General features: G+C 54.9%; 16 protein-coding genes. 6 read left to right on the forward strand and 10 right to left on the reverse strand.

What is annotated here, in order from left to right; all coding sequences use genetic code 11:
• Positions 1-21: 21 nt before the first annotated feature.
• A complete protein-coding gene (locus KF784_11215) occupies positions 22-1,029 on the reverse strand; it encodes a hypothetical protein (GenBank protein MBX3119626.1) in 1,008 nt (335 codons plus the stop codon).
• 80 nt (positions 1,030-1,109) lie between these two features.
• On the reverse strand, positions 1,110-2,759 hold the full coding sequence (locus KF784_11220) for a hypothetical protein (GenBank protein MBX3119627.1): 1,650 nt from the start codon (positions 2,757-2,759) through the stop codon (positions 1,110-1,112).
• A 39-nt stretch (positions 2,760-2,798) separates the two neighbouring features.
• On the opposite strand from KF784_11220, the gene KF784_11225 reads away from it, so the two are divergent.
• Complete coding sequence (locus KF784_11225) at positions 2,799-5,108, forward strand: tetratricopeptide repeat protein (protein ID MBX3119628.1); 2,310 nt, start codon at positions 2,799-2,801, stop codon at positions 5,106-5,108.
• 107 nt (positions 5,109-5,215) lie between these two features.
• On the opposite strand, the gene KF784_11230 is transcribed toward KF784_11225, so the two are convergent.
• From KF784_11230 to KF784_11240, 3 genes are all read right to left on the reverse strand, one after another.
• Positions 5,216-6,571: a hypothetical protein gene (locus tag KF784_11230; protein MBX3119629.1), complete on the reverse strand. Its 1,356-nt coding sequence runs from the start codon at positions 6,569-6,571 to the stop codon at positions 5,216-5,218.
• Positions 6,572-6,677: 106 nt separating this feature from the next.
• Positions 6,678-7,229, reverse strand: coding sequence for a 50S ribosomal protein L9 (gene rplI, locus KF784_11235; protein MBX3119630.1), 552 nt, complete (start codon positions 7,227-7,229; stop codon positions 6,678-6,680).
• 11 nt (positions 7,230-7,240) lie between these two features.
• Positions 7,241-8,665: an MCE family protein gene (locus tag KF784_11240; protein ID MBX3119631.1), complete on the reverse strand. Its 1,425-nt coding sequence runs from the start codon at positions 8,663-8,665 to the stop codon at positions 7,241-7,243.
• A gap of 407 nt (positions 8,666-9,072) precedes the next feature.
• On the opposite strand from KF784_11240, the gene KF784_11245 reads away from it, so the two are divergent.
• Entirely contained in the window at positions 9,073-11,574 is a 2,502-nt protein-coding gene (locus tag KF784_11245) for an ATP-dependent Clp protease ATP-binding subunit (protein MBX3119632.1), read from the forward strand.
• A gap of 82 nt (positions 11,575-11,656) precedes the next feature.
• Here the strand turns inward: KF784_11245 and KF784_11250 are convergent, their stop codons facing one another.
• Both KF784_11250 and KF784_11255 read right to left on the reverse strand, forming a co-directional pair.
• Positions 11,657-13,123 carry a M56 family metallopeptidase gene (locus tag KF784_11250; protein MBX3119633.1) on the reverse strand — a complete coding sequence of 489 codons (1,467 nt, stop codon included), beginning with the start codon at positions 13,121-13,123 and terminating at the stop codon, positions 11,657-11,659.
• Positions 13,120-13,518, reverse strand: coding sequence for a BlaI/MecI/CopY family transcriptional regulator (locus tag KF784_11255; GenBank protein ID MBX3119634.1), 399 nt, complete (start codon positions 13,516-13,518; stop codon positions 13,120-13,122). Before KF784_11255 ends, KF784_11250 begins: the two co-directional genes overlap by 4 nt.
• 93 nt (positions 13,519-13,611) lie before the next feature.
• Here KF784_11255 and KF784_11260 point away from each other — a divergent pair, with 93 nt between their 5' ends.
• On the forward strand, positions 13,612-14,070 hold the full coding sequence (locus KF784_11260; protein MBX3119635.1) for a hypothetical protein: 459 nt from the start codon (positions 13,612-13,614) through the stop codon (positions 14,068-14,070).
• 284 nt (positions 14,071-14,354) lie between these two features.
• Here the strand turns inward: KF784_11260 and KF784_11265 are convergent, their stop codons facing one another.
• Positions 14,355-15,044: a hypothetical protein gene (locus tag KF784_11265; GenBank protein MBX3119636.1), complete on the reverse strand. Its 690-nt coding sequence runs from the start codon at positions 15,042-15,044 to the stop codon at positions 14,355-14,357.
• A gap of 82 nt (positions 15,045-15,126) precedes the next feature.
• The gene (locus KF784_11270) at positions 15,127-17,193 is read right to left on the reverse strand and encodes a M1 family metallopeptidase (protein ID MBX3119637.1); all 2,067 of its coding nucleotides are present in this window, start codon (positions 17,191-17,193) and stop codon (positions 15,127-15,129) included.
• A gap of 110 nt (positions 17,194-17,303) precedes the next feature.
• Between KF784_11270 and KF784_11275 the strand changes: the two genes are divergently transcribed.
• From KF784_11275 to KF784_11285, 3 genes are all read left to right on the forward strand, one after another.
• Positions 17,304-17,822 carry a GNAT family N-acetyltransferase gene (locus tag KF784_11275; GenBank protein ID MBX3119638.1) on the forward strand — a complete coding sequence of 173 codons (519 nt, stop codon included), beginning with the start codon at positions 17,304-17,306 and terminating at the stop codon, positions 17,820-17,822.
• Between the two features lie 85 nt (positions 17,823-17,907).
• Entirely contained in the window at positions 17,908-19,014 is a 1,107-nt protein-coding gene (locus tag KF784_11280; GenBank protein ID MBX3119639.1) for a glycerate kinase, read from the forward strand.
• Between the two features lie 171 nt (positions 19,015-19,185).
• A complete protein-coding gene (locus tag KF784_11285) occupies positions 19,186-20,139 on the forward strand; it encodes a D-2-hydroxyacid dehydrogenase (protein ID MBX3119640.1) in 954 nt (317 codons plus the stop codon).
• Positions 20,140-20,233: 94 nt separating this feature from the next.
• Here the strand turns inward: KF784_11285 and KF784_11290 are convergent, their stop codons facing one another.
• A complete protein-coding gene (locus tag KF784_11290) occupies positions 20,234-20,965 on the reverse strand; it encodes a hypothetical protein (GenBank protein ID MBX3119641.1) in 732 nt (243 codons plus the stop codon).
• Positions 20,966-21,056: the final 91 nt, after the last annotated feature.

The following is a 21,056-nucleotide window of genomic DNA, read 5'->3' on the forward strand; positions in this document are numbered from 1 at the left end:
CCCTCGGGGCACGGTCTTCTTTCATTTTGGTGGACCGGGTAAGAGCCCATTCTTCTTCGCCCATTCAACGCCGTAGTTGGCCGGGAGGGGTTTGCCCTGTCTCTTTAGTTTGAGCTTAAGAGTTTTCGCGAGCTCCTTCCAACCCGACTGATCTACAAATCTCGAGCTAGTATCAGCGAAACATACGCATCGACGACCGTCTGGCCAGGCGTTTGACTCGTAGAACATCACCGTTTTGGACGGGTCTTCAAGGACCACGTGAGAAACCCCGCCAAGCGAGGTATTGAATAGAATCCTGCCTCCGTTTGGATTTAATGTCGTCCATAAGCTAGTGTTCTTCATGTAGGGATTGGTCACATATTGGGCGGCTGTGGTGGACTGGGCATAGGGGAAAACGTCGTCGTAGTCAGCCATGTAGATCATCATCGCCGTACCAACCTGCTTGATATTGCTCAATGTTGCCGTCCGCTTGCCGCTGAGGTCGGCTTGGGCAGATTGAACCTGCATGGACGCTTCACCTGCTGACCCCGAGCCGCCTAAGAGCTCTAGCAGCCTCTCTTTGGTGAGCTCCGGCAACTCACTTGTGACCATCCGGAATTCTGAACTGATTGTGCATAGCCTCAGCACAAAGCTGTCTGGCCCGGGTTTAGTCGTCAAATCCCGCCCCGATAGGTAATCAAACTCAAGTTTGTACGCATACACGTAGCCAGGCGTTGCATAGGCTCGTGGAGGTGGGGGATACCAGTACACATCGTCGAACAGGAGGCTCAGAAGGCCATACCCACGATTCGAAAACGATGCCAACTCACTCGACATCATTTGCAGGCTCATCATCTGCATCATCTGGTTGTTGTTGCTACCACCGGAAAGCTGAATACGAACAGCCTTATAGTCGGGTGGAAGTTCGCTGGGCCTGATCGTGTTCGGCAACGGGGTCTGATCAACCTGGTCAACAGATTGAGCGTGTGCTGTCCCAACCAAGCCGAGCACCAGAAGTACGAGGGTGAACGAAGATTTTAACGAAGACATAGTTCCTCCACAGCTATCGATAAGAGTACTCGTATTCATCGAGTTACGGAAGAACTAACGATTCTCTCAAGAGATCAGTTTCAGAAAGGCCACTTCATATACCGTGCTCCGGGCTGAATGAGGCAAGGATTCGCCGACTTCTGGACGTCCTTCCAACCGCTAAGCTCATGGCTTACCCTCAATTCAACGGCGGGACGGATTAGCTTAAAGAATCGTGCGGCTTGGCTTGAAACCGGACCGAGAGCTTCGATGGAAGTAATTGGTTGAGTCTCAGAGCCTCCACCAACAAGAGTCTTCACCGATGCCACCATCGCAGACAGGGCATCCGCCCCGTGCGCACGAGCTTCCCACCCTTCCGGACCGCCGGGCACAGAGAGGTGCAATAACTGCCCGAAAAACTCCGCGACGGACAGCCCCTGGGCAAGGCACTTTGCCGGTTCTACTTCGAGCAGGGGAAGCTGAATCGAATCCTGCGAGCCTGGCTCTCCTGGATCGTGGATGCGCAAGACTGCGCCATTAACCTTCACTTCCCAGCGGCCGTACTTTGCCCACGGTGCAAGCCTCTCCTCAACGTTGTACTCTTCGGGATAGGGCTCCGATAGAGCATGGTCCAGCAGTTCGCGGAAGGTTCTTGTGTTACGCTGCCAGTCCGGCGTAACCCAGAGGTCGGCGGCATGTGTTGGCTCGGTCCCGGCTTCGTGAGGGTTGGAGATGCCGTCGGTCATCGGGCGCAATTCAGGAGCATAAGTTCGTCGGGCTTCACCTTTTAGATGCTCCAGCAGAAACGCATAAACCGACTCTCGCACCCGACGACTGTAATCAACAGGAGCGTCAATCACTTCGAGCCTCAGCGCACTTTCCTTGTTGTGCGACTTATAGAGCCGCTGAAGCTTGTCGTACGTCTTCCTCAGCGCGGAAGGCGTCGATATCGGATCGTGCGTAACACCACCAAGGAAAACGGGTGCAGGAGCTCGGACGGCCAAGAGATGCGCGATGTCGCCCACTGCATTCAAATGAGGAACGTTGAGAAGCATTTGCGGAGTCAATTCCATCTCCTCCAAACTCCCCGCCGCGGCAATCGGCAAGCACGCCTTGAACCTAAAGTCAAGAGCAAAGGCCAAGGCAGCGGCAACTCCGCTATAGCCAAACCCCTCAATCGCCACTTGTGTCGAATCCATCTCTGGGCGCCGGTCGGCAACGTCAAGCGCTCGAATAAGGTCCCAAGCATAAACGCCCATCGCTGGCGAACCCATACACAGGAGGGGGTCCATAGCGTCCCCCATCGAAGCCCTTTCACCGTCGAAAGACGACTCAAACCATTTGCCAGGAGGATCGACAAGAAGGACGGCAAAGCCGTAGAGCACGAGGCCGATTGCCTTGGCCTGCACCCACGATTCCGTTTTCCCGAACGCGGGCTCAGTCATCGCTGAGATGACAAGGGGCGATTTCCCTTCGTTTGCGGGAAGATAGAGGTGTCCGGTGACCATCGTGCCGGGGCGAGATTCAAAGCGGAGCTTCTCGATCCGATAGCCGTCCCTTTCAATCGTTCCCGTTATTGCCACATTCGGATCGGTTCTCGGAGGCAGCGGATAAAGACTGCAGGCCCGCATCAAGCGGATGATCGCATCCTTTGACCAATCCTTGAGTTCAGATGCCGATCCGGGCACTCGCTGGTCGGCAAGGTCGCGAAGACGCTTATCAAGCATTCGATTGAACTGGCTTTGCTCCACCCTTCGATCTTATCCGATCCGGCTAAACTGGACGGATAGATGTCCTATTCGCGCCCTTTACCCTCGCCATCCTATCAAGAGGCTCAACGCTTACATCAGCGTGGCGATCTTCACGGAGCGGAGCGAGCCTATAAGCAAGCCATTTCGGAGAATGCGAACGATTCGACAGCGTGGCAGATGCTCGGCGTTTTGTATTACCAACGCAAGATGGCGGAAAGGGCGTTTGAGTGCTTTGAAAAGTCATTGACGCTTGACCCAGCTAACATCGAAGCCCGCATCAATTTCGCGGTGATGCTTCAGTTTGAGGGCCGGTTGGAAGAATCGGTCGAAGCGTTTAATGAGGTGCTGCGCCGCGATCCAGTCCATGCAGAAGCCCTGCACATGAAGGGTTTTGTTCTGAATGCCTTAGGGAGAATAGCCGAGGCCGCAACCGCTTTAAGACTTGCCACGCAGTCCAACGCGCATCACCCAGGAGCATGGTTTCAGCTCGGGAATGCGCTTTCGGCACAAGGTTTGTGGGAGGAGGCGCTCCCCGCCTTTCGACGGGCGACCGAACTTGATCGCAATAACTTCGAGGCGTGGAATAACCTTGGCAACACCCTCATCCACCTTGGGCAGATCGCGGAGGCTGAAGAGGTGTTCAGGCGCGCGCACCAACTCCAACCCAAGCATGGTGAGGTTTTGACAAACTTCGGGGCAACACTCTTACTCAACGGGAAGACGAACGAAGCAGGGCCTATCTTAGAGGAAGCAACGCAGCTCGCGCCCAAGAGCGCCAAGGCTTGGTTTACGCTAGCCCAGGCCCAAGTCCAGATGAAGTGGCTCGAAAGGTCGGTTGAGAGCCTTACCAAAACCATCGAGCTTGACCCGAACAATGCAGACGCGATCCGGTTGCAGGCTGTTGTCCTGACCGAACTTGGTCTCTCAGAGCAGGCTCGCGCTACGCTCGACGACGTCACGCGACGCGGCGGCGAACTCTCTCCGTCGCTCCAAGCGATTCGTGCGTTATGCCTACCGGTGATCGCCGGCAGCCGCGAAGAGATGGAGGCAGCGCGTGAAAGGGTCCTCCAGGAAACTCGAGTGCTCGCAGAGTCCGGGCTCAAGGTTGCCGATCCCAGTAGTGAGATCGGGGTCACAGGCTTTTATCTTTCGTACTATCGAGACCGTGAGTCGGAGCATATGAAGGCGATCGCCGAGATGCATTTGGCGCTCTGTCCTGACCTAAACTGGGAGGCTCCGCACCTTCAAAGGCCGGCCCCAACGAGAAGCCGTATCCGACTCGGCATCTGCTCCGGCTCACTTCACAAGCATTCGGTTGGGCGGGTCATCGGGCCGATGATTCCCCAACTCGACAAAGAAAAGTTTGAGATTGTGGTGTTTCACACTGGGCAAAAGAAGGATGCCTTTACAGATCGAATCGACGCGTTTGCCGACAAGTCAATTCGCCTACCGATGGACCACTTCGCATCACGAAAACTGATTGCCAACGAGGAACTCGATATGCTTTTCTATCCCGACATTGGGATGGACGCACAGACCTACTTCCTCGCCTTCTCACGACTAGCTCCCATCCAATTCACAACTTGGGGACACCCCGTTACGACGGGGATTCCGAGCATGGATTACTACTTGTCATCTGAAGCGCTGGAAACACCCGAATCGGACGCGGAATACACCGAAAAGCTCGTGCGGCTTCCCCTCATAAACTCCTATTTCACGCCTCCGCCAATCCCAGCAAATCCAAAGAATCGGGCAGAACTTGGCTTGCCGGAGAATAAGAAGTTCTATGGGTGCCCTCAGAGCCTCTTTAAGCTGCATCCTGACTTTGACGATGCCGTTGCCAACCTGCTTCGCCGCGACCCAAATGGCGTGGTTGTGTTCGTGGAAGCCCAACAACCGAACCACGGAAAGCTATTGCGGGAACGGCTCGTACGTTCGCATCCTGACGTATCCGACCGCATCCTTTTCCTGCCGATGATGCCGCTTGACGACTACCTGTCGTTGACGATGGTGTGTGATGCCATCCTCGATCCGTTCTATTTTGGCGGTGGAACGACCAGCCTCGAGATTTTTGCGATGGGGCGTCCGATTGTGACAATGCCTGGGCAGCTCCTGAGATCAAGGATCACTCGGGCAGAGTATGCGGAGATGGGCTTTACGGAGCTGTTGGCGGATTCCCCAGAGGCTTATGTTGAGATGGCGTATCGACTGGCAAATGATCTTGATTGGCAGAAGCATTGCCGGGATCAGATCGTTGAAAAAGCGGCTGTCCTGTTTGAGAGCGACGGCGCGGTGAAACAGCTTGAAGAGTGGGTGTTGGCGGTTGGAAAAGAGTCTATGTCTTCTTGATGAATCGAGCGCTGAAGGGACATTGTCCTCAATGTCCAGTCCTGACCATATATCAGAGTGACTGCCCACCACAGAGCAGGCGAGACGCTTGCACCACTGTCGACGACTTACTTCTTCAAATCGATCTGACTGATGTTCCCTTCGTCATCAATCGCCACGAGCCACATCGTGCTTTTGTCGTCAAGTTTAGATAGCTGATCAGAAAGCTTAAATTGAGCCTCTTTGACCGCCTCCTTGTCGTAATGCACAAAGTACGGGTCCTTGGGTTCGAAGTGGGCTCCGAAGACCCTTAAACCGTTTGGAGCGGAAACTTTGATGAAGTCGTTTTCGCGATCAAGTGTGATCTTTGGGGCGTCCTTCTCATCAAAGAGTCCACCCGATTTGCCATCGGCTTGTAGCCAGTGGCTATAGCGAAGGCGAGCGGCGAAGTAGGCATTCCATCGAACCCATTCCTCCTTCTTGTAATTAACCGGCTCCGCCTTGCGGTTCGATGGTGGCTCGGTCAGTGTAAACACACGTCCAAAGTGATCGAAGCCACGAGACATCACGCTGTAGGGGTCATTGATGTGCGGCAAACCCAGCGTGTGACCAAGCTCGTGCAGCCATGCGCCTAGCGTAGTTGAAGCCACCGACCACATCCGCCCTCGACCCGCGCTATCGTCAAGCTGCCGAGCCGTATCAATCGCCGCTGCATTTGAGAAGCACGGCAATACCTCTTGAAGGTTCTTGGGCCATGTGTAAGTGCATCCACCCGAGAAGACCGCCAGGTATCCCCCACCCAGCGCACTTCCTCCCAGAAGCTTCTTTTCTGCCGGGATATAGCGCGTGTATGCCGTGAGCACCAGGTTCTTATCGGTTTCCCCTTTAATCCCTTGTCTTCCAAGCCAGCCATAGATGTGCCCCCATGCCGCGTTCGGGTCCATGTCGCGCATCTCCTTGCCCGTCTTATCCAGGCGGCCTTCGCGTACGCGGAGCTTCCCGCCCTGATCGAAGTCCAGATTAAAGGTCATACGTCCATATCCAGCCTCATTCATCAACTCAGCGCAGACCGATTGCATCAGCTTGGCGGAGACATCCAGTCTTGCCGCATAGTCGCGCTGGATTACGCCAGCGGCAAACTCGTATCCCATCGGCTCATCACTGCCCACAACCATCCAGACATTGGTTTTGTAGGGACTTGTCATCGGCTTGTAGTTCAGGCGGATTTTGCTTGCCGTCCCATCTTTGCCCTTGAGCTCAACTTCGTTGTTGCCAGGCTTGAGTTCGACAAGGCCCACAAAGTTGCCATCGTGGATCTGCGCTTGTACAGCGGGCGTCTTTGCCGTGATATTGCGTACCGCAAGTTCCTGCTCAGACTCTCCACGGAGAATCACCAACGGATAGCGCAGAGTTTCGCCATTGGCAGGGCTTGTGAGTATAGGGGCGTTAGGGAGGAGGAGTCCGACAATGACTGCGACAAGCATTCAGGGAGTCTACCGTTCAGAGCCTATTTCTGGAGCCCAAAACGGAACACCAAAAAAAGCCCTTTGTCGATGACAAAGGGCTTTTCGATTCTCGAAGAGAAGATTGTTACGCTTCGACGGGCTCTTCTGTCGCGGCAGGAGCTTCAGCGGGTGCTTCTTCAGCGCCCTCTGCCTTTGCCTCTTCGGTAGCTTCTTCAGTCTCGACCGGTGCGGTCGGGTCAAAGACGGTCACCGTGATGAAGGCATCGACTTCACGGTGCAGATCGAGGTGAACCTTGTGATCGCCAAGCCTCTTAATCGGTTCGACCATCGCAATCTGCTTCTTGTCGAGTTCGACCTTCAACTCAGACTTGATCATGTCAAGAATGTTGAGAGAGGTGATCGCGCCAAAGAGTTTTCCGGCATCGCCGACTTTTCCTTCAATTCGGATGGTCTTGCCGTCAAGCTTCTCGAAAAGAGCTTCCGCGCTCGCCTTGGTTTCGGCAAGCTTTGCGGAGATACGGGCCTGTCGACCCTCAAGCGCTTTGAGCTGGTTGCGGGCCGCGATTGTCGCGTAGCCGCGTGGGAAGAGATAGTTGCGGGCGAAGCCATCGGCCACAGTCACTACCGTGCCCTCTTTGCCGACTTTCGGCACCGTCTGCGTCATGATCACTTTCATCGGTCAAACCTCTATTTGCGTATGCCTACACCGATGGTAAACGCACTCTTATCGAAGATGCGGTCCGCGCCCACCCAGCCGTATAGGCCATTGCCGAAATCGATTCGGGCGCGAAGGTCGAAGCGGGGATCGTTGATATCGAACAGATCGCCCCGCAGACTGAGCCTTGGCGCAAGACGGTAGTCTACCCCGACACCGGGCTTACTGGCGTAAATTCCGTACCTGTATTGCAGGCTTGAGTTCAAAGGACGCCCGTATTGAGCTGTGATCTTGTTTGACTCGAAGGCATCCCATAGGCCTAAGGTCACCGATCCACCCCCCCCTACGGGGAGCGTCGCCGAGAGGTCGGTGCGCCAATGGTTGGGGTCCTGCTCCCTCGAAAGGCTCATGTCCGTGGTCAATCCCTTGACGGGACCGCCGCTCGGAACCTTGTCAAAGAACTTCTGAAGCTTCTCAAGAACTGCCTTTGCTTCGTCGGCAAGCTCGTTGGCCTTTTTTGTCAGTTCCACGACGTTCTCACTGATCTTCACGCCGTTCTCAGAGATGAGGGTGCCATCCTTGGTCATCTTCTCCGTGTTTTCTGCGATGCGGGTCCCGGAGTCGGTGATCTTTTCGACGTTGCCGACCGTGTTGTTCAAGGAGTCGCGCATCTTTGGATCGTTGACCATCTCCTCCACCCCGGCAATCAGCTTTTCTGCGCTGGCAGCCGTACGGTTTAGGCTTGCAAGAATCGCCTGAGCTTCATCTTTGAACTTGGGGTCTTGGACCAACTTGAGCGCGTATTGCGTGGCCTTCTGAACATCGGTCATGGTCTGGCCCAAGCTCGCCATTAGGCCACGCACCGAGGAGCGGTTCTCTGCGATCGTCGAATCTAAGCTCGTTGCCAGCTTGCCAAACTGCTCGATTGTTTTGTTGCTTGTCTCCAAGAGTGCGAGCAGGTTGCCCTTCATCTTGTCGTCTTCAAGGAGTGCTCGCGTAGCGATCAGTGTTTTGTTGACCTCTTGAAGAGTGGTCGTCATATCGGGAAGCAGGTCGCCAAGGGGTGAGGGCTTTGAGCCCATGATTGTGGCACCACTGGCGAGATATCCCGTGGAGCCCCCAGCGGGAGGAACCAAAACCACAGGAGAATCTCCAAATCCGATAAGGGAGCTCGCAATCTGGGCGGTCGTACCTTCGGGGATCTTGATCTCGTCTTGGAGGGTCATCGCGACGCGGGCACGATCAGGCGCTGTGAGCTCGATTGCAGTGACATTGCCAATGCGGACGCCCGCCATTGTCACATTCGAGCCGATCTGAAGCCCGCTAGCATCGGCGAATTCGGCATAGATGGTCTTCGAGGGCTTGGCGAAGAGGCTCTTTCCGAGAACTTCGTAAGCTCCAAAGAGCAGTCCGACAAAGACAATCACCAGCAGTCCGACTTTCCAAGCGCCTTGCATGACTTCAGTTTAACCCTCCCAGCAAGAATACGGAAACCTTTTGGTCCTCCGTTACTGTTGACGTAGTGAACAGACACCAAGCTTCGGCTATTCTGGATTGCCAAATGGGCAGATTGCCCTAATCGAGTTCGGTCTTAGCTGATGGTCCTTTGTATGGTCTGATGTTTTGAACAGCGCAAGAAATCATCCTGACCATGCCTTCTCAGACTGCCGATAACCCAAATAAGAGCGATTGCAGGTTCGAAAGGGTCCTAAGTCTGGATTCCAAAGGATCGAAACGCTCGTCTAACAAGCAAGGACCTTCGATGGATAGCACGGCGGCGGCAAACATCCCCGACGTAAAACCAGAGTAGGTCTGCCTTCGACCCAACAGGATCGGAGCCAGAGTAACAGGTAAAAATAAAACTATGTGGCAACGCTTTACAGAACGTGCAAGAAAAGTCGTCTTCTACGCACAAGAAGAGGCGCAAAAATTCGGTGAGGGATACGTCTCCACCGAGCACCTTCTGCTTGGGCTCGTGCGTGAGCCCGACAGTGTCGCCGCACGAGTGCTAGAAAAGTTGGGTGTGAGTTTGAGCCGCATCCGGGCGGAAGTCGAAAAGCAGCTCCCGAGGGGGGATGCCCGACCGAGTCAGGACATGACCCTGACCCCTCGCGCCAAGCGAGTCATAGACTTGGCGTACGATGAGGCGAGGAACCTTAACAATAACTATATTGGCACCGAACATCTGTTGCTCGGCTTGATCCGAGAAGGCGATGGGCTCGCTGGCCGCGTGTTAGCGAAGCTCAGTGTGGAACTGGAGCGTGCCCGGCGTGAAGTCATGTCGCTGCAAGACACCGAGTCACAAACTCGGACCACCGGCAACGGCGGCCGAGGCAGCTCTCAGGGCCATTCCACAAAAACCCCCACTCTCGACGAATTTGGACGCGACCTTACTGACCTTGCCCGAGACGGCAAGCTCGATCCCGTGGTCGGGCGTCATGCCGAAATCGAGCGTGTGATGCAGATACTCTGCCGACGAACGAAGAACAATCCGTGTCTGATCGGCGAACCCGGCGTGGGTAAGACCGCTATTGCAGAGGGCATGGCCCTTCGCATCGTCAGCGGCGACATCCCCGATCTTCTTCGCGACAAGCGAATCGTTGCCCTTGATCTGGCCGGTCTTGTTGCAGGAACGAAGTATCGTGGCGAGTTTGAAGAGCGAATGAAGAAAGTGATGGAAGAGGTCCGAAAGTCGGACGGCCAAGTCGTTCTCTTCATCGACGAACTGCACACCTTGGTCGGCGCAGGCGCGGCTGAAGGCGCCATCGACGCCAGCAACATCATGAAGCCAGCGCTTTCGCGCGGTGAGTTGCAGTGCATCGGCGCGACGACCCAAGACGAATATCGAAAGTACATCGAAAAGGACGCCGCGCTGGAGCGAAGATTCCAAAGCGTCAAGGTCCGTGAACCTTCGGAAGAGGAAGCCGTCGATATTCTCAAGGGCTTGCGAGAGCGATATGAAGCTCATCACAAGGTCGAAATCACCGACGATGCTATCGGCTCCGCCGTTCAGCTTTCTCAGCGCTACATCACCGAGCGCACGCTTCCCGACAAGGCGATTGACCTGATCGATGAAGCAGCATCCAGAGTCCGGCTGCAACAGAGCTTGCCACCTTCGGATGTGCGAGGCGATCGCGCGACGCTTCGAAAGATGCAGACCGAGTTGGAGCATCTACGAAAGCGTCCAAACCCGGACGAGGCCCTACTCAAGCTGCAATCAGAAGTCGAACAGCTCGAAGCGAGCCTTGTCGAGCGTGAAGAGGCTTGGGAGGCTGAAGAGAAGCTTGAGCCGATCGTCGGCGAAAACGAGATCGCTCAGGTTGTTCAGAGCTGGACAGGCATTCCCGTCACACGAATTGTCGAATCAGAATCTCAGAAGCTGCTTCGCATGGAGGAGGACCTCCATTACCGAATTATCGGGCAGCATGAGGCGGTCACCGCCGTTGCCCGCGCTATCCGAAGAAGCCGAAGCGGCCTCAAGGATCCGAAGCGGCCTCTCGGCTCGTTCGTCTTCCTTGGCCCGACGGGTGTCGGAAAGACCGAGCTTGCCAAGGCGCTTGCGGGCTACCTGTACGAAAAGGACAGCAACATGGTCCGAATCGACATGTCCGAGTACATGGAGAGATTTGCGGTCAGCCGATTGGTTGGCGCACCTCCTGGATACGTTGGATACGATGAGGGCGGTCAGCTTACCGAGCAAGTTCGACGCAACCCGTATTGTGTGGTGCTCCTCGACGAGATCGAGAAGGCTCACCCAGACGTTTTCAATATCCTTTTGCAGATCATGGAAGATGGACACCTTACCGACTCTCAGGGTCGTTCGGTGGACTTCCGCAACACGATCATCATCATGACCTCGAACGTCGGTGTTCGACCCATCGAACTCGACAAGGGCCTTGGCTTCCGCGATACCCGACAGGATATCAACGATCCGAAGACTTACGAGAACATGAAGACCAAGATGATGGACGAGATGAAGAAGACTTTCCGGCCCGAGTTCTTGAACCGTGTCGATGAGCTGATCGTCTTCCATCACCTGAAACGAGAAGAGATTCTGCAGATCGCTGACCTCTATCTTAAGAGGGTCAACGAGCAGGCAGCTGCGATGAACATCACGATTGAATTGAGCGACGCCGTGAAGGATATGCTCGTCGAGACCGGATACGATCCGAACCTTGGCGCACGTCCGCTCCGCCGAGCCGTTCAGCGGTACATCGAAGATCCACTAAGTGAAGAGATGCTTATGGGCCGGTTCCACGAAGGCGACAACATCGTCGCTGAACTGGATGGAGAACGCCAGGTGGTCTTCGTCAAGAAGACGACAGGCGGTGGCAAGAAGAAAGAGAAAGCCGGCGCAAAGGCATAAGAGTCAGGAGACAACGTAAAGATCGCCCCCAGACAGCGTGGTCCGGGGGCGATTTTGCTTCTGCTATGACAGGGCCGTACGGTCAGTTTCCGTGCTTGAGATGAAGCTCCTCCTGAGTTGAGCGCGCATACACCTTGGCCGCTGCCTCCTCAAGCTCAGATCGGTTAGCGGGGCTTATCAGTTCGGCATGACCGTCGAGGAAACTCACCGCGATACGCCGTCCGTTCGGAACCCTTTCGATCCACAATGGCACTTCAGAAGGATTAGGTATCTGAGACAAGAGGACGCCCGATAGGTTCAAGTTGAACTCGAAGCTACCGCCCTTCGCGGGTGAGGATAGCGTCTCAGCGATCAGAACATAGGGCGAGATAGCCTCTCTCGCCTGCTGCGTGTTGGCAACGCTGGGCAACCGGTCGTCATAGTCGTTCGCAAAAATTTGCGTCGCCATCGCCAAGTCTCGAGCCCGACGCATTGCCACCTGCTCTTCACGCTCGACCTGGTTCATTGTCTGACCTGAATCTGAGGCCGGTTGCGAACCAAGGCGAACGCTAGCAACGGCGGTCACCGAAATGCCAACAATGGCGACCATTGCGAGCAGTTGGACAGAGGAAAGCCCGCGACGGCGCGCCGACGGGGAGAGGATTGACCGAATTCTCGATTCGAATTTTGACTTATACATGAAATGTACTCCTGATTGAAAATGGGGGGATCGTTTGCCAAGCTCGACCGCAAGATGAAGCAGTTCAGCGGCATAGGAGGTAGCCTTCACTCCCAACCGCAGAACCGCATCATCCGTGGCAAGCTCCGCATTCTCTCGCATCGAACGCGCGCCGATCCATGCGAGAGGGTGGAACCAGTAGAGGGCGCACGCAAACTCGGCAAGCAGCTGACTCGCAAAGTCGTTGCGGCGCACGTGGGCGAATTCATGGAGCAGAACGGCTTCCAGCCGCTCTTGCGACCAAGCCTCAACTCCTTTCGGCAGCAGGACGACCGGGGGCAGAATGCCCCAGGTCATCGCCGCTCCCGATTTGGGAGAGACACACACGCGCACCTCCCAATTCTTTCTCAGGCCAACGCGCCGGGCAAGTGCCCGAACATCGACCGATAAATCGTCATCTCCAACCGGCAGCGACGCCTTACGTCGCAACACACGCAGTCGCCAAAGGCAAAAGAGCGTCCGGCTAAGCGCAAGCAGAAAACCGACCGCCCAGACTGTCAGCAAAGCGACCTCTAGTGAGATGGCAGCTTCATTCGGAGAATATGACGAGACGTTAGCCATCGAAGCGGTGGGCACCGCGTCCGCATAGCCCAGCGTTGTCCTCTCAGCCTGCGACCCGCTTGACGCTACAGTCTCAGAGCCGGCACCAATGCCCAAGAAAAGCCTCGGCCCAACGATCCCCGAGAGGATCGGTAGAAGAATCAGACCAACGAAAGCCGCCGACCAAACGATATGCGCCGATGCTGAACGCCTGCGCAAAACGATGCTCGCTCCCAAAGCCAAGCCAAGCACAACTGTTGCTTGCAGTATCAACTCGAAGTAGGAGCTCATCTCTCCTCCGCCTTCGCCGAGTCGATTAGGGCCTGTAGACTGGCGATCTGCTCGTCCGTCAACTTTTGATCCTGCGAGTCGATTACCGTCGCAACAACTCGTTCTAACGAACCCTCGAAAAACGTTTCAATCACGTCGGCGAGGACGCTCTTCGCCATCTGATCGCGTGGCACGACGGGCTCGTATATGTAGCGAACTCCATCCTGCATGTGGCGAATCTGCCCCTTGTCCCGAAGAATTGTGAGTAGGGTCCGCACGGCTGTGTAGCTTGGCGGGTCGGAGATGGCATCTCGAATCTCCGCTGCAGAAGCCTTGCCCAGCCGATAAAGCGCATCCATGATTTGACGCTCTCGACGGCTGAGACCCGAGCTCATATCTGCTTTTTTGGCATCCATGCCAAAATATTGGCATACTTTTCTTGAAATGCCAAGGGCTTGTGCCAAATTTTTAGATATTTTAACGATTGGGCCATCATAAGCGAAGACCCTATGCTCGGAAGCCCTATCGATATCCACCAGTTGTTGCAGCAACCCTTCATCCCACAAGGGGCGAGCACTCGTGTGCGAGTGTCCGTTTCGCCATGCGGGCGGTATGTGCTCAAGACACCCCTAACGGCAGTCGAAATTGAACAAGCTTTCCGGCGTTACGGGATTGATCTCGGGGCAGTGGAATGGTCGCCTTGCCCAGGAGATGCCTTGGCATCCGCCGACGCGCTTGGAAGATTGAGCATGGAGAGCTACGAGGTAGCGTGGGAAAACTTGCGAGACGAGGCCGCCCTGTTGTTTATTGGGATGCATCCTGACGGGTCCGGTCAGTTCGTCATCCTGCAGCAAAGGGTACAGCTCTTCGTGGACTTCGTCCATGAAGCCATCCGGCGCGGTGACAGTCGGACCGGGGAATGGGCCATCGACGAGCTGCTAACTTTCACCGGCAAACTTTGGAAGTAGAACATCACGGAGAACACCTTCAACTTTGCCGACAACTACGGATTCCTTCCCTCACCTACCGGTCCGCGGATCATCCTTGTCGACATCGGGGAGCTTGAGGTTGGAGTTGAGCGTGTTTGCCGTCAGGCAGATCGGGGAGAGATGCTCTCGAATCAAAGCTTTACGCGCTGGCTAAAGCCTTCCTACCCAGCTCTCGCAGAAAGGCTTGCCTTAGGTTATGAGCGTCTGGTCCGAGAATTCCTGAACCAAGAGGTGTAAGGTGAAATCCGCTGTCGCCGACTTGCTTAGCTGCTGTCAGCAGCGCCTCGCCACACGACATCCCACCAACCGTTCTCTTTCTGAAGTTTGTAGACCTTGGCATCTTCAGGAGAAAGCGTAAACGATTCCGGATGAACAAAGCCTTCGAACACGTTCGAGTAGACCGGCTTCAAGGTTACAGGGTCCTTGATATCCGGGTCGGGAACAAGCATGCGGACACGCATCTGCGTCTTTGTTGGACCTGAGTCAAACCCGATGAGCGGCATTCTCCAGTAGGAAAGTCCGGCAAGGAAGACTTGATGGCGGCTATTGCCACAGGTGATACGATGCCGAAACTCTACAGGAAGCCATTCTCCGTCAGCGGTCTTGGCCTCCAGCACCATATTCAGCGCGCTGTCGAAAGCGTCAAAACTCAGCACTTGACTCGACTTGCTAATGAGATAGATGTAGCTTCCAGCTTTGTCGTCGCGAGAGGCGACGATCCGGAACAGGCGGCGATTTCTTGCCCCAGGACCCACATTCGGGGGCACACCAGCTATGGCGTAATTGTCCGACTTTCCATACCCACCCGCCGCATTTGGATCGTCCATTAATGAGCCAACTCGATAGTTAGCCACTCGCATGAAGTGGTCCTTCGATGGCTTGGACTGCAAACCCAGACCCGCCATCAGAACCAACGCGAGCCCTGCATGACAAGCAACGACCCGACTTCCCAAGTTTCCCAATCTCCTCATAATTTTCACCACTACAAAGACAGTGTCATGAGTGGTCCAAAGTGTTTAGTCTTTCTCAAAAACTCTACGGGGAGCTCAAATGAAAGACCAGGTTTCCACCTGGCAATCCGTCACCCGAGGGGAACGATCCGGTGTACTCGCCGTCGAGCGCCATCCCGTTGTCGGTCGCGATTAGGGAGTCATAAGCCGTGATCTCGATATTGGCCGGTCCAAAATACGGAACGGTCATCTGCAATACACCTCCAACTTCGTCGTACTTGAGTTTGAAGCCCATCTCTTCGCCGTTGAACAATATTTTGAAGTCTGCCCTTGTCGGCGAAATTGCCTTCAAAATCTTCATCGTAATCTTCTTCTGACCGATCTGATTCTCTACGCTGATATCGACGATCTTAGGAGGCCCCTCAGTGTAGGAGGTTGTTCCGGTCGAGGTCGTCAAAATCCAACCATCAGGATCAACACCCATTCCGGTTGGCGTTACGTTTGCTGGCAGTTGAAATGCATACCACTGTGTCCTTGCCGTGTTCCATAACGATCGTGTGAAAGTCTGTGAATTGACGGTGTATCGGAAGTCCACTGGCATCGTGTAAGTCGGATAGCTAGCGCTTTGGTTTTGCACGAGCTTCACAAGCAGGTAGGGAACGGTGTCCACCAACACAACTTTAGTGCCGTATTGGTAAGCCGCAGCACCGTTCTGAAAAACCCAAGGCTGGAAGAACCAATCCAAGTCTTGCCCGTAGGAATCCTCGACAGCTTGAATGAAGTCATCGGTGATGGCGGAGTCGTACTCGAATCGGTTGCGATAGTTCGCAAGTGCGGCAAAGAATGCGGAATCACCGAGAATCTTGCGGAGCATGTGCAGCACCCAGCCACCCTTGCGGTAGGAAAAGCTTGTACTAAAGATTCGGCTTTCGCTGGTGATGTCGTAGCAATAGACGCTTCCGTTGACGCTGCTTGGTTTTCGCGCCTGCATCGCGCTCTTGAGCGCGGCAAACCCGCTTGATCCGGGCTTGTTCTCAAGCCAAAGCGCTTCGCTGTACGTTGCAAAACCTTCGTTGAGCCAGATGTCGTGCCAAGTCTTGCACGTCACCATGTCGCCCCACCATTGGTGGCCCAGTTCGTGGGCCGTCACCGACTCGCTAAATGTTCCCTGCCCGGTCATTGTCTGGTGCTCCATACCGCCACCAAACGTGAACTGATAAATGCCGTACTTCTCGTTGATAAACGGATACAGCCCAAAGAGCGGCTTGAACGTGGCAAGCATTTGCACCGTTTGATTCCATGCCGTCCGATTGCTAGAGGTGTCGTTCTCGGGATAGATAAAGAATTCGAGCGGCATTGTGCCGCCTGTGTGCGTATAGCTGTTGGTCCAGGTGTTGTAATTCGTTGCAGCGAAACACAACAGATAGGGTGCCATGGGATAGCCCGTGCGATAGCGATAGCGTAGCTTGCTGCCAGGCATCGCGTCGATACCTTGGCGAACTCCGTTTGCGGCAACGACGAGGGGGCTTGGAACCGTAACCCAAATATCAAACGTCGCCTTATCGCTGTTTTCATCCTTGACTGGCCACCATGTGTGCGAATGCCAAGGCTCAGAAAGCGTCGAAACATAGGCCGCACCGCTAGACCGTGTGCCAAAGACGATAGAGCCAAAACCTGACCCGCTTGGCGCGACTCCGCCGTAGTTGATCTTAACGGTGAAGGTGTCGTTGCTATTGACGATCCGTGAGCTGATCGTCAAGCGAACGGTATTCACATCCAACCTTGTAAATGCGTTGGAAACGCCATCGACAAGGATCGAAGAGATCGAATAATTGTTGATCAGTCGAAACTCGAAGGTCGTGAGATTGTCAACGTTCGAGCGAATTGTCATCGTGTTCGAGCCGATGATCGTCTTTGTCGAGAGCGTTACGTCAATGTCGAGAAAGCAATGCAGAACATCGGTATCCGATGCCGCCGCGAGTTTTGGGGGTGTGGGCGGGATCGGCTTTTTTGCACCCTGTCTGAACTGTTGACGCAGTTCCGATGAATGCGAACAAGATTCAAGAAATCGAAGATGGACGACAGCCGCACTGGCTACGCTTGAGGATAGGGACAGCGCGATGAGCGCGCCGAAAAGCATGGTTTTTTTCATGGACATCGTTATCCCACAAGAATCAAAGACGAGGTCCTCCTATTGTAACGTTCTCAGACAATTTCCGCGAGGTTGAGATACCGGGTTTTCGCGTTGAATAAACTACGGCCATGCCCCACACGAGCGTCGTAATCCGCCCCATCTTGGATTCCGATTGTTTGGAACAACTCACCCAGCTGCTTCACCAAGCGTATGCGATTCGCCTGGAGGAGGGGTTTCGGTTCTTCGCCACTCATCAAGATGTAGAGGTCACCCGAGAGCGCGTTCAGCAAGGGCACTGCGTCGTCGCCGACTTAGAATCCAAGATCGTCGGTACGGCGACGATCCGACCACTCAAACCCGATGATCGCGTCGAGTACTACCGCCGCTCGGATGCCTGGAGCTTCGGTCAATTTGGAGTGCTGCCGGAGTATCGGGGGCAAGGGATTGGCAAACGGCTCTATGATGCTTGCGAAAAGTACGCTCAGGCTAACGGGGCCAAAGAGATTGGGCTGGACACGCCCGAGCATGCTCACAATCTGATTGCGATGTATAACGCTTGGGGGTTTGAGATCGTAGGGGAGTTTGACTATCCGCACACGAATTACAAGAGCGTGATCATGGGAAAGCGTGTCTGGATTGATGACTGATGAATCTGGTGAGGGATCTGTGAATCGCGATCAGTAACCTGCATCCGGCAATTCAAAATCCAAAATCGGCAATCTAAAATCCAAAATGCGATTCCTTCTCGCCTTCGACAAATTCCGCGGATCGATGACCGCCATCGAAGCGTGTCAAGCCGCCGCGGAAGGGCTTGCGGAGGTCGGGATAGAGTCGATTCAGTGCCCTCTATCGGATGGTGGAGACGGCTTCGTCGAAACCGTGGCCGTGGCCTGCGAGGGGTCATTGGAGACTGTCAAGGTTCTGGGGCCGCAGCGCGACCCGGTAGTGGCAAGGGTTTTCTTCGCAGATCCTGGCCCGAAGGCCATCATTGAGTCGGCTCACGCGTGTGGTTTATCTCTTCTTTCTCCGGAGGAAAGAAACCCGGAACTGACAACCACTTACGGCGTCGGGCAGCTCATCCAATACTGCGATCAAAAGCCCTGCACGATGATCCTGATGGGTATAGGTGGATCGGCAACCAACGATGGAGGAGCGGGGATGCTGGCTGCGTTGGGGTGGCAATTCTTCGATGAGGATGGAAAGACCTTTGTGCCGACCGGCGCTACGCTGCATAAGATCGCAAAGATTGAGAAAGGTCCACTTCTATCCACGCCAATCACAGTGGCCTCTGATGTCACGAATCCTCTCTGTGGTCCCCAGGGAGCTGCCTACGTTTTCGCAAGACAAAAGGGTGCCGACGACGCGATGATCGAGCGGCTTGATGCAGGATTGCGCCACTTCGCCGAGAAGATGCACGAGGCCACCGGATTCGATTACTCGCTTGCGGCCGGCGCTGGCGCGGCGGGCGGATTAGGCTTTGGGCTGATGTTCCTTGGTGGCGAAACTCGGTCAGGCGCGGAGATCGTGATGAAGCTTGTGAACTTTCCGATTCGCCTCACGAAATGCGATGTCTGCATCACTGGCGAAGGTTCGTTCGATGCGCAATCGGGGATGGGCAAGCTGCCAATGGTTGTGGCGGAGCACTGTAGACAGTCAGGAGTGCCTTGCTATCTTCTGGCAGGTGTAGTGCAGTCTGGCTCCTCGGAGTTGCCTTTTGCTGAAATACAGTCGATCAATACACCAGGGGAATCGCTTGAGCATTCGTTGAAGAATGCGAAGGATAATATGCGGCGGTCAGCTCGGGAGTTGGGTCTGAGGTTGTTGGAGGTGTCATCGTAACGGGCTATGGATATCTGCTTACGCGTGTGGCCAGGGCTTGAACTCTTCCATAGTTCTCGTGGTGGAACAAACCAACTTTCCTGGCAATCCCTCGCCTCCGTCTGGAATGATCTAACAACTCACCACCGATAGCAGATCGCCGATCGCTGAATGCTGATTGCCAAATAGAACATGAACATCGTAGTTTTGGACGGATATACACTGAACCCCGGCGACCTTTCTTGGAAAGGTCTTTCCCAGCTTGGCAGCCTCACCGTCCACGACCGCACCCCCGCCGATGCGATCTTAGAGCGATCCTTGGAAGCCGATGTTCTGTTCACAAACAAGACTCCACTCACGTCCGAGACCCTCGCGCTGCTCCCCAAGCTCAAATATATTGGCGTCCTTGCCACAGGCTATAACGTCGTGGATGTTCAGGCAGCCCGAGCGAGGGGGATTCCCGTCACCAATGTCCCCGAATACGGCACGCACGCGGTCGCTCAGGCGACCTTTGCCCTGATTCTCGAACTTACGAACCGGGTGGGTTACTATAGTCAAACAGTACGAGATGGGAGATGGGCAAATTCTGAAGATTGGTGCTACTACGATGGTCCGATCCTTGAGTTAAGCGGCCTCACTTTGGGGGTCATAGGGATGGGAAGGATTGGCTCTGCAGTTGGGCGGATGGGGCACGCTTTTGGGATGACCGTCACCTACTCATCGCGGACAGTCGCAAGTGGTCTTGACTTTCCCGCCGAACACGTCTCGTTTGAGAAGCTACTTCACGAATCGGATGTCATCAGTCTCCATTGCCCGCTGACCGAAAGCAATAAGGGCATGATCAACGTCGAGCGCATCGCCTTCATGAAGCCAAGCGCTCTGCTCATCAATACCAGTCGAGGACCACTGATTGACCAAAACGATCTGGCCTCGGCGCTTAATGCGGGCAAGATTGCCGGTGCAGCATTGGACGTGCTTTCTGTCGAGCCACCCCCTGCCGACAATCCCCTGCTCACCGCAAAGAACTGCATCATCACACCGCATATTGCATGGGCAGCGAGGACAGCCCGATCCCGGCTCTTACAGACCGCGGTGAATAACTTGCAAGCGTTTCTGGACGGGAGTCCGGTGAATGTGGTGAAGTAGTGAGTAGTGAGTAGTGAGTAGTGAGTAGTGAGTAGTGAGTCGTGAGTCGTGAATCGTGAGTAGATAGAAGAAGTCAGGTGCTGGTAATCTGCAATCACTTTCCAACCTTCACCCAAAACTTCTCCCCCATTTCCGGGTCGAACTTTTCCAATCGCTTCTTAAGCAGCTTGATCTTGTTCGCTAAAATTGGATCCTTGGCGGCACGATCCGCTACAAATTTGGCGCTCACGATCAGGTGGGCAAATAGCTCCGCCTTATCCTCCTCAACCGCAGCCGTGCCGTATTGGGTTAGGAACCCCGGCAGGTCTTCACGCAACGCGCCTGCATCTCCGTTGCGCATGTTCTTACCGCCCGTTCCATAGCCAAAATCCTTGGCGTTTAACGCCGACCATTCGGGGTCTTTTCGCATCACACCCATCCGCTGATCCATCATGTGAAAGAACTCGTGATGGACCACGGTGCGCTGATACTTGGGCGCATAGCTGCCCAGCTCGGCATCATAGTACATCGTGTCAATCTCGAATGCGGGCACGGCGGCTCGGGCTTGCCCGTTCACCGAGAGATCGCGACAGATGATAATGCGCGTCACCTTCGCCTTCTTCATAAGACTATGAGGGTAAAGACTCCACTCCTTGGTGAAGAGCGGCATGTACTTCTTGACCTGGTCCTCCGAAGCGGGCTTCCCCGCCACGGTGTATTTCGCCGGAGTGGTCGAAAAAGCCTCTTGCGAGACCTCGACCGACACACCGTAAGACCTCTCCAACTCCTGAAAGGAGCCCGGAGCCTGAGACAAGATAAGCGCAACAATCAGCGCCCTGGCAGTCATGTCTTATTGTAATCGGAGGATTGGGCAACGGCGAAGACTGACATCTTTGACAGGCTATTCCCTTGTTGTGTTTTGTACGGATTCACTTTCT

This window comes from Fimbriimonadaceae bacterium (genome assembly GCA_019638775.1).
GTDB lineage: Bacteria > Armatimonadota > Fimbriimonadia > Fimbriimonadales > Fimbriimonadaceae > JAHBTD01.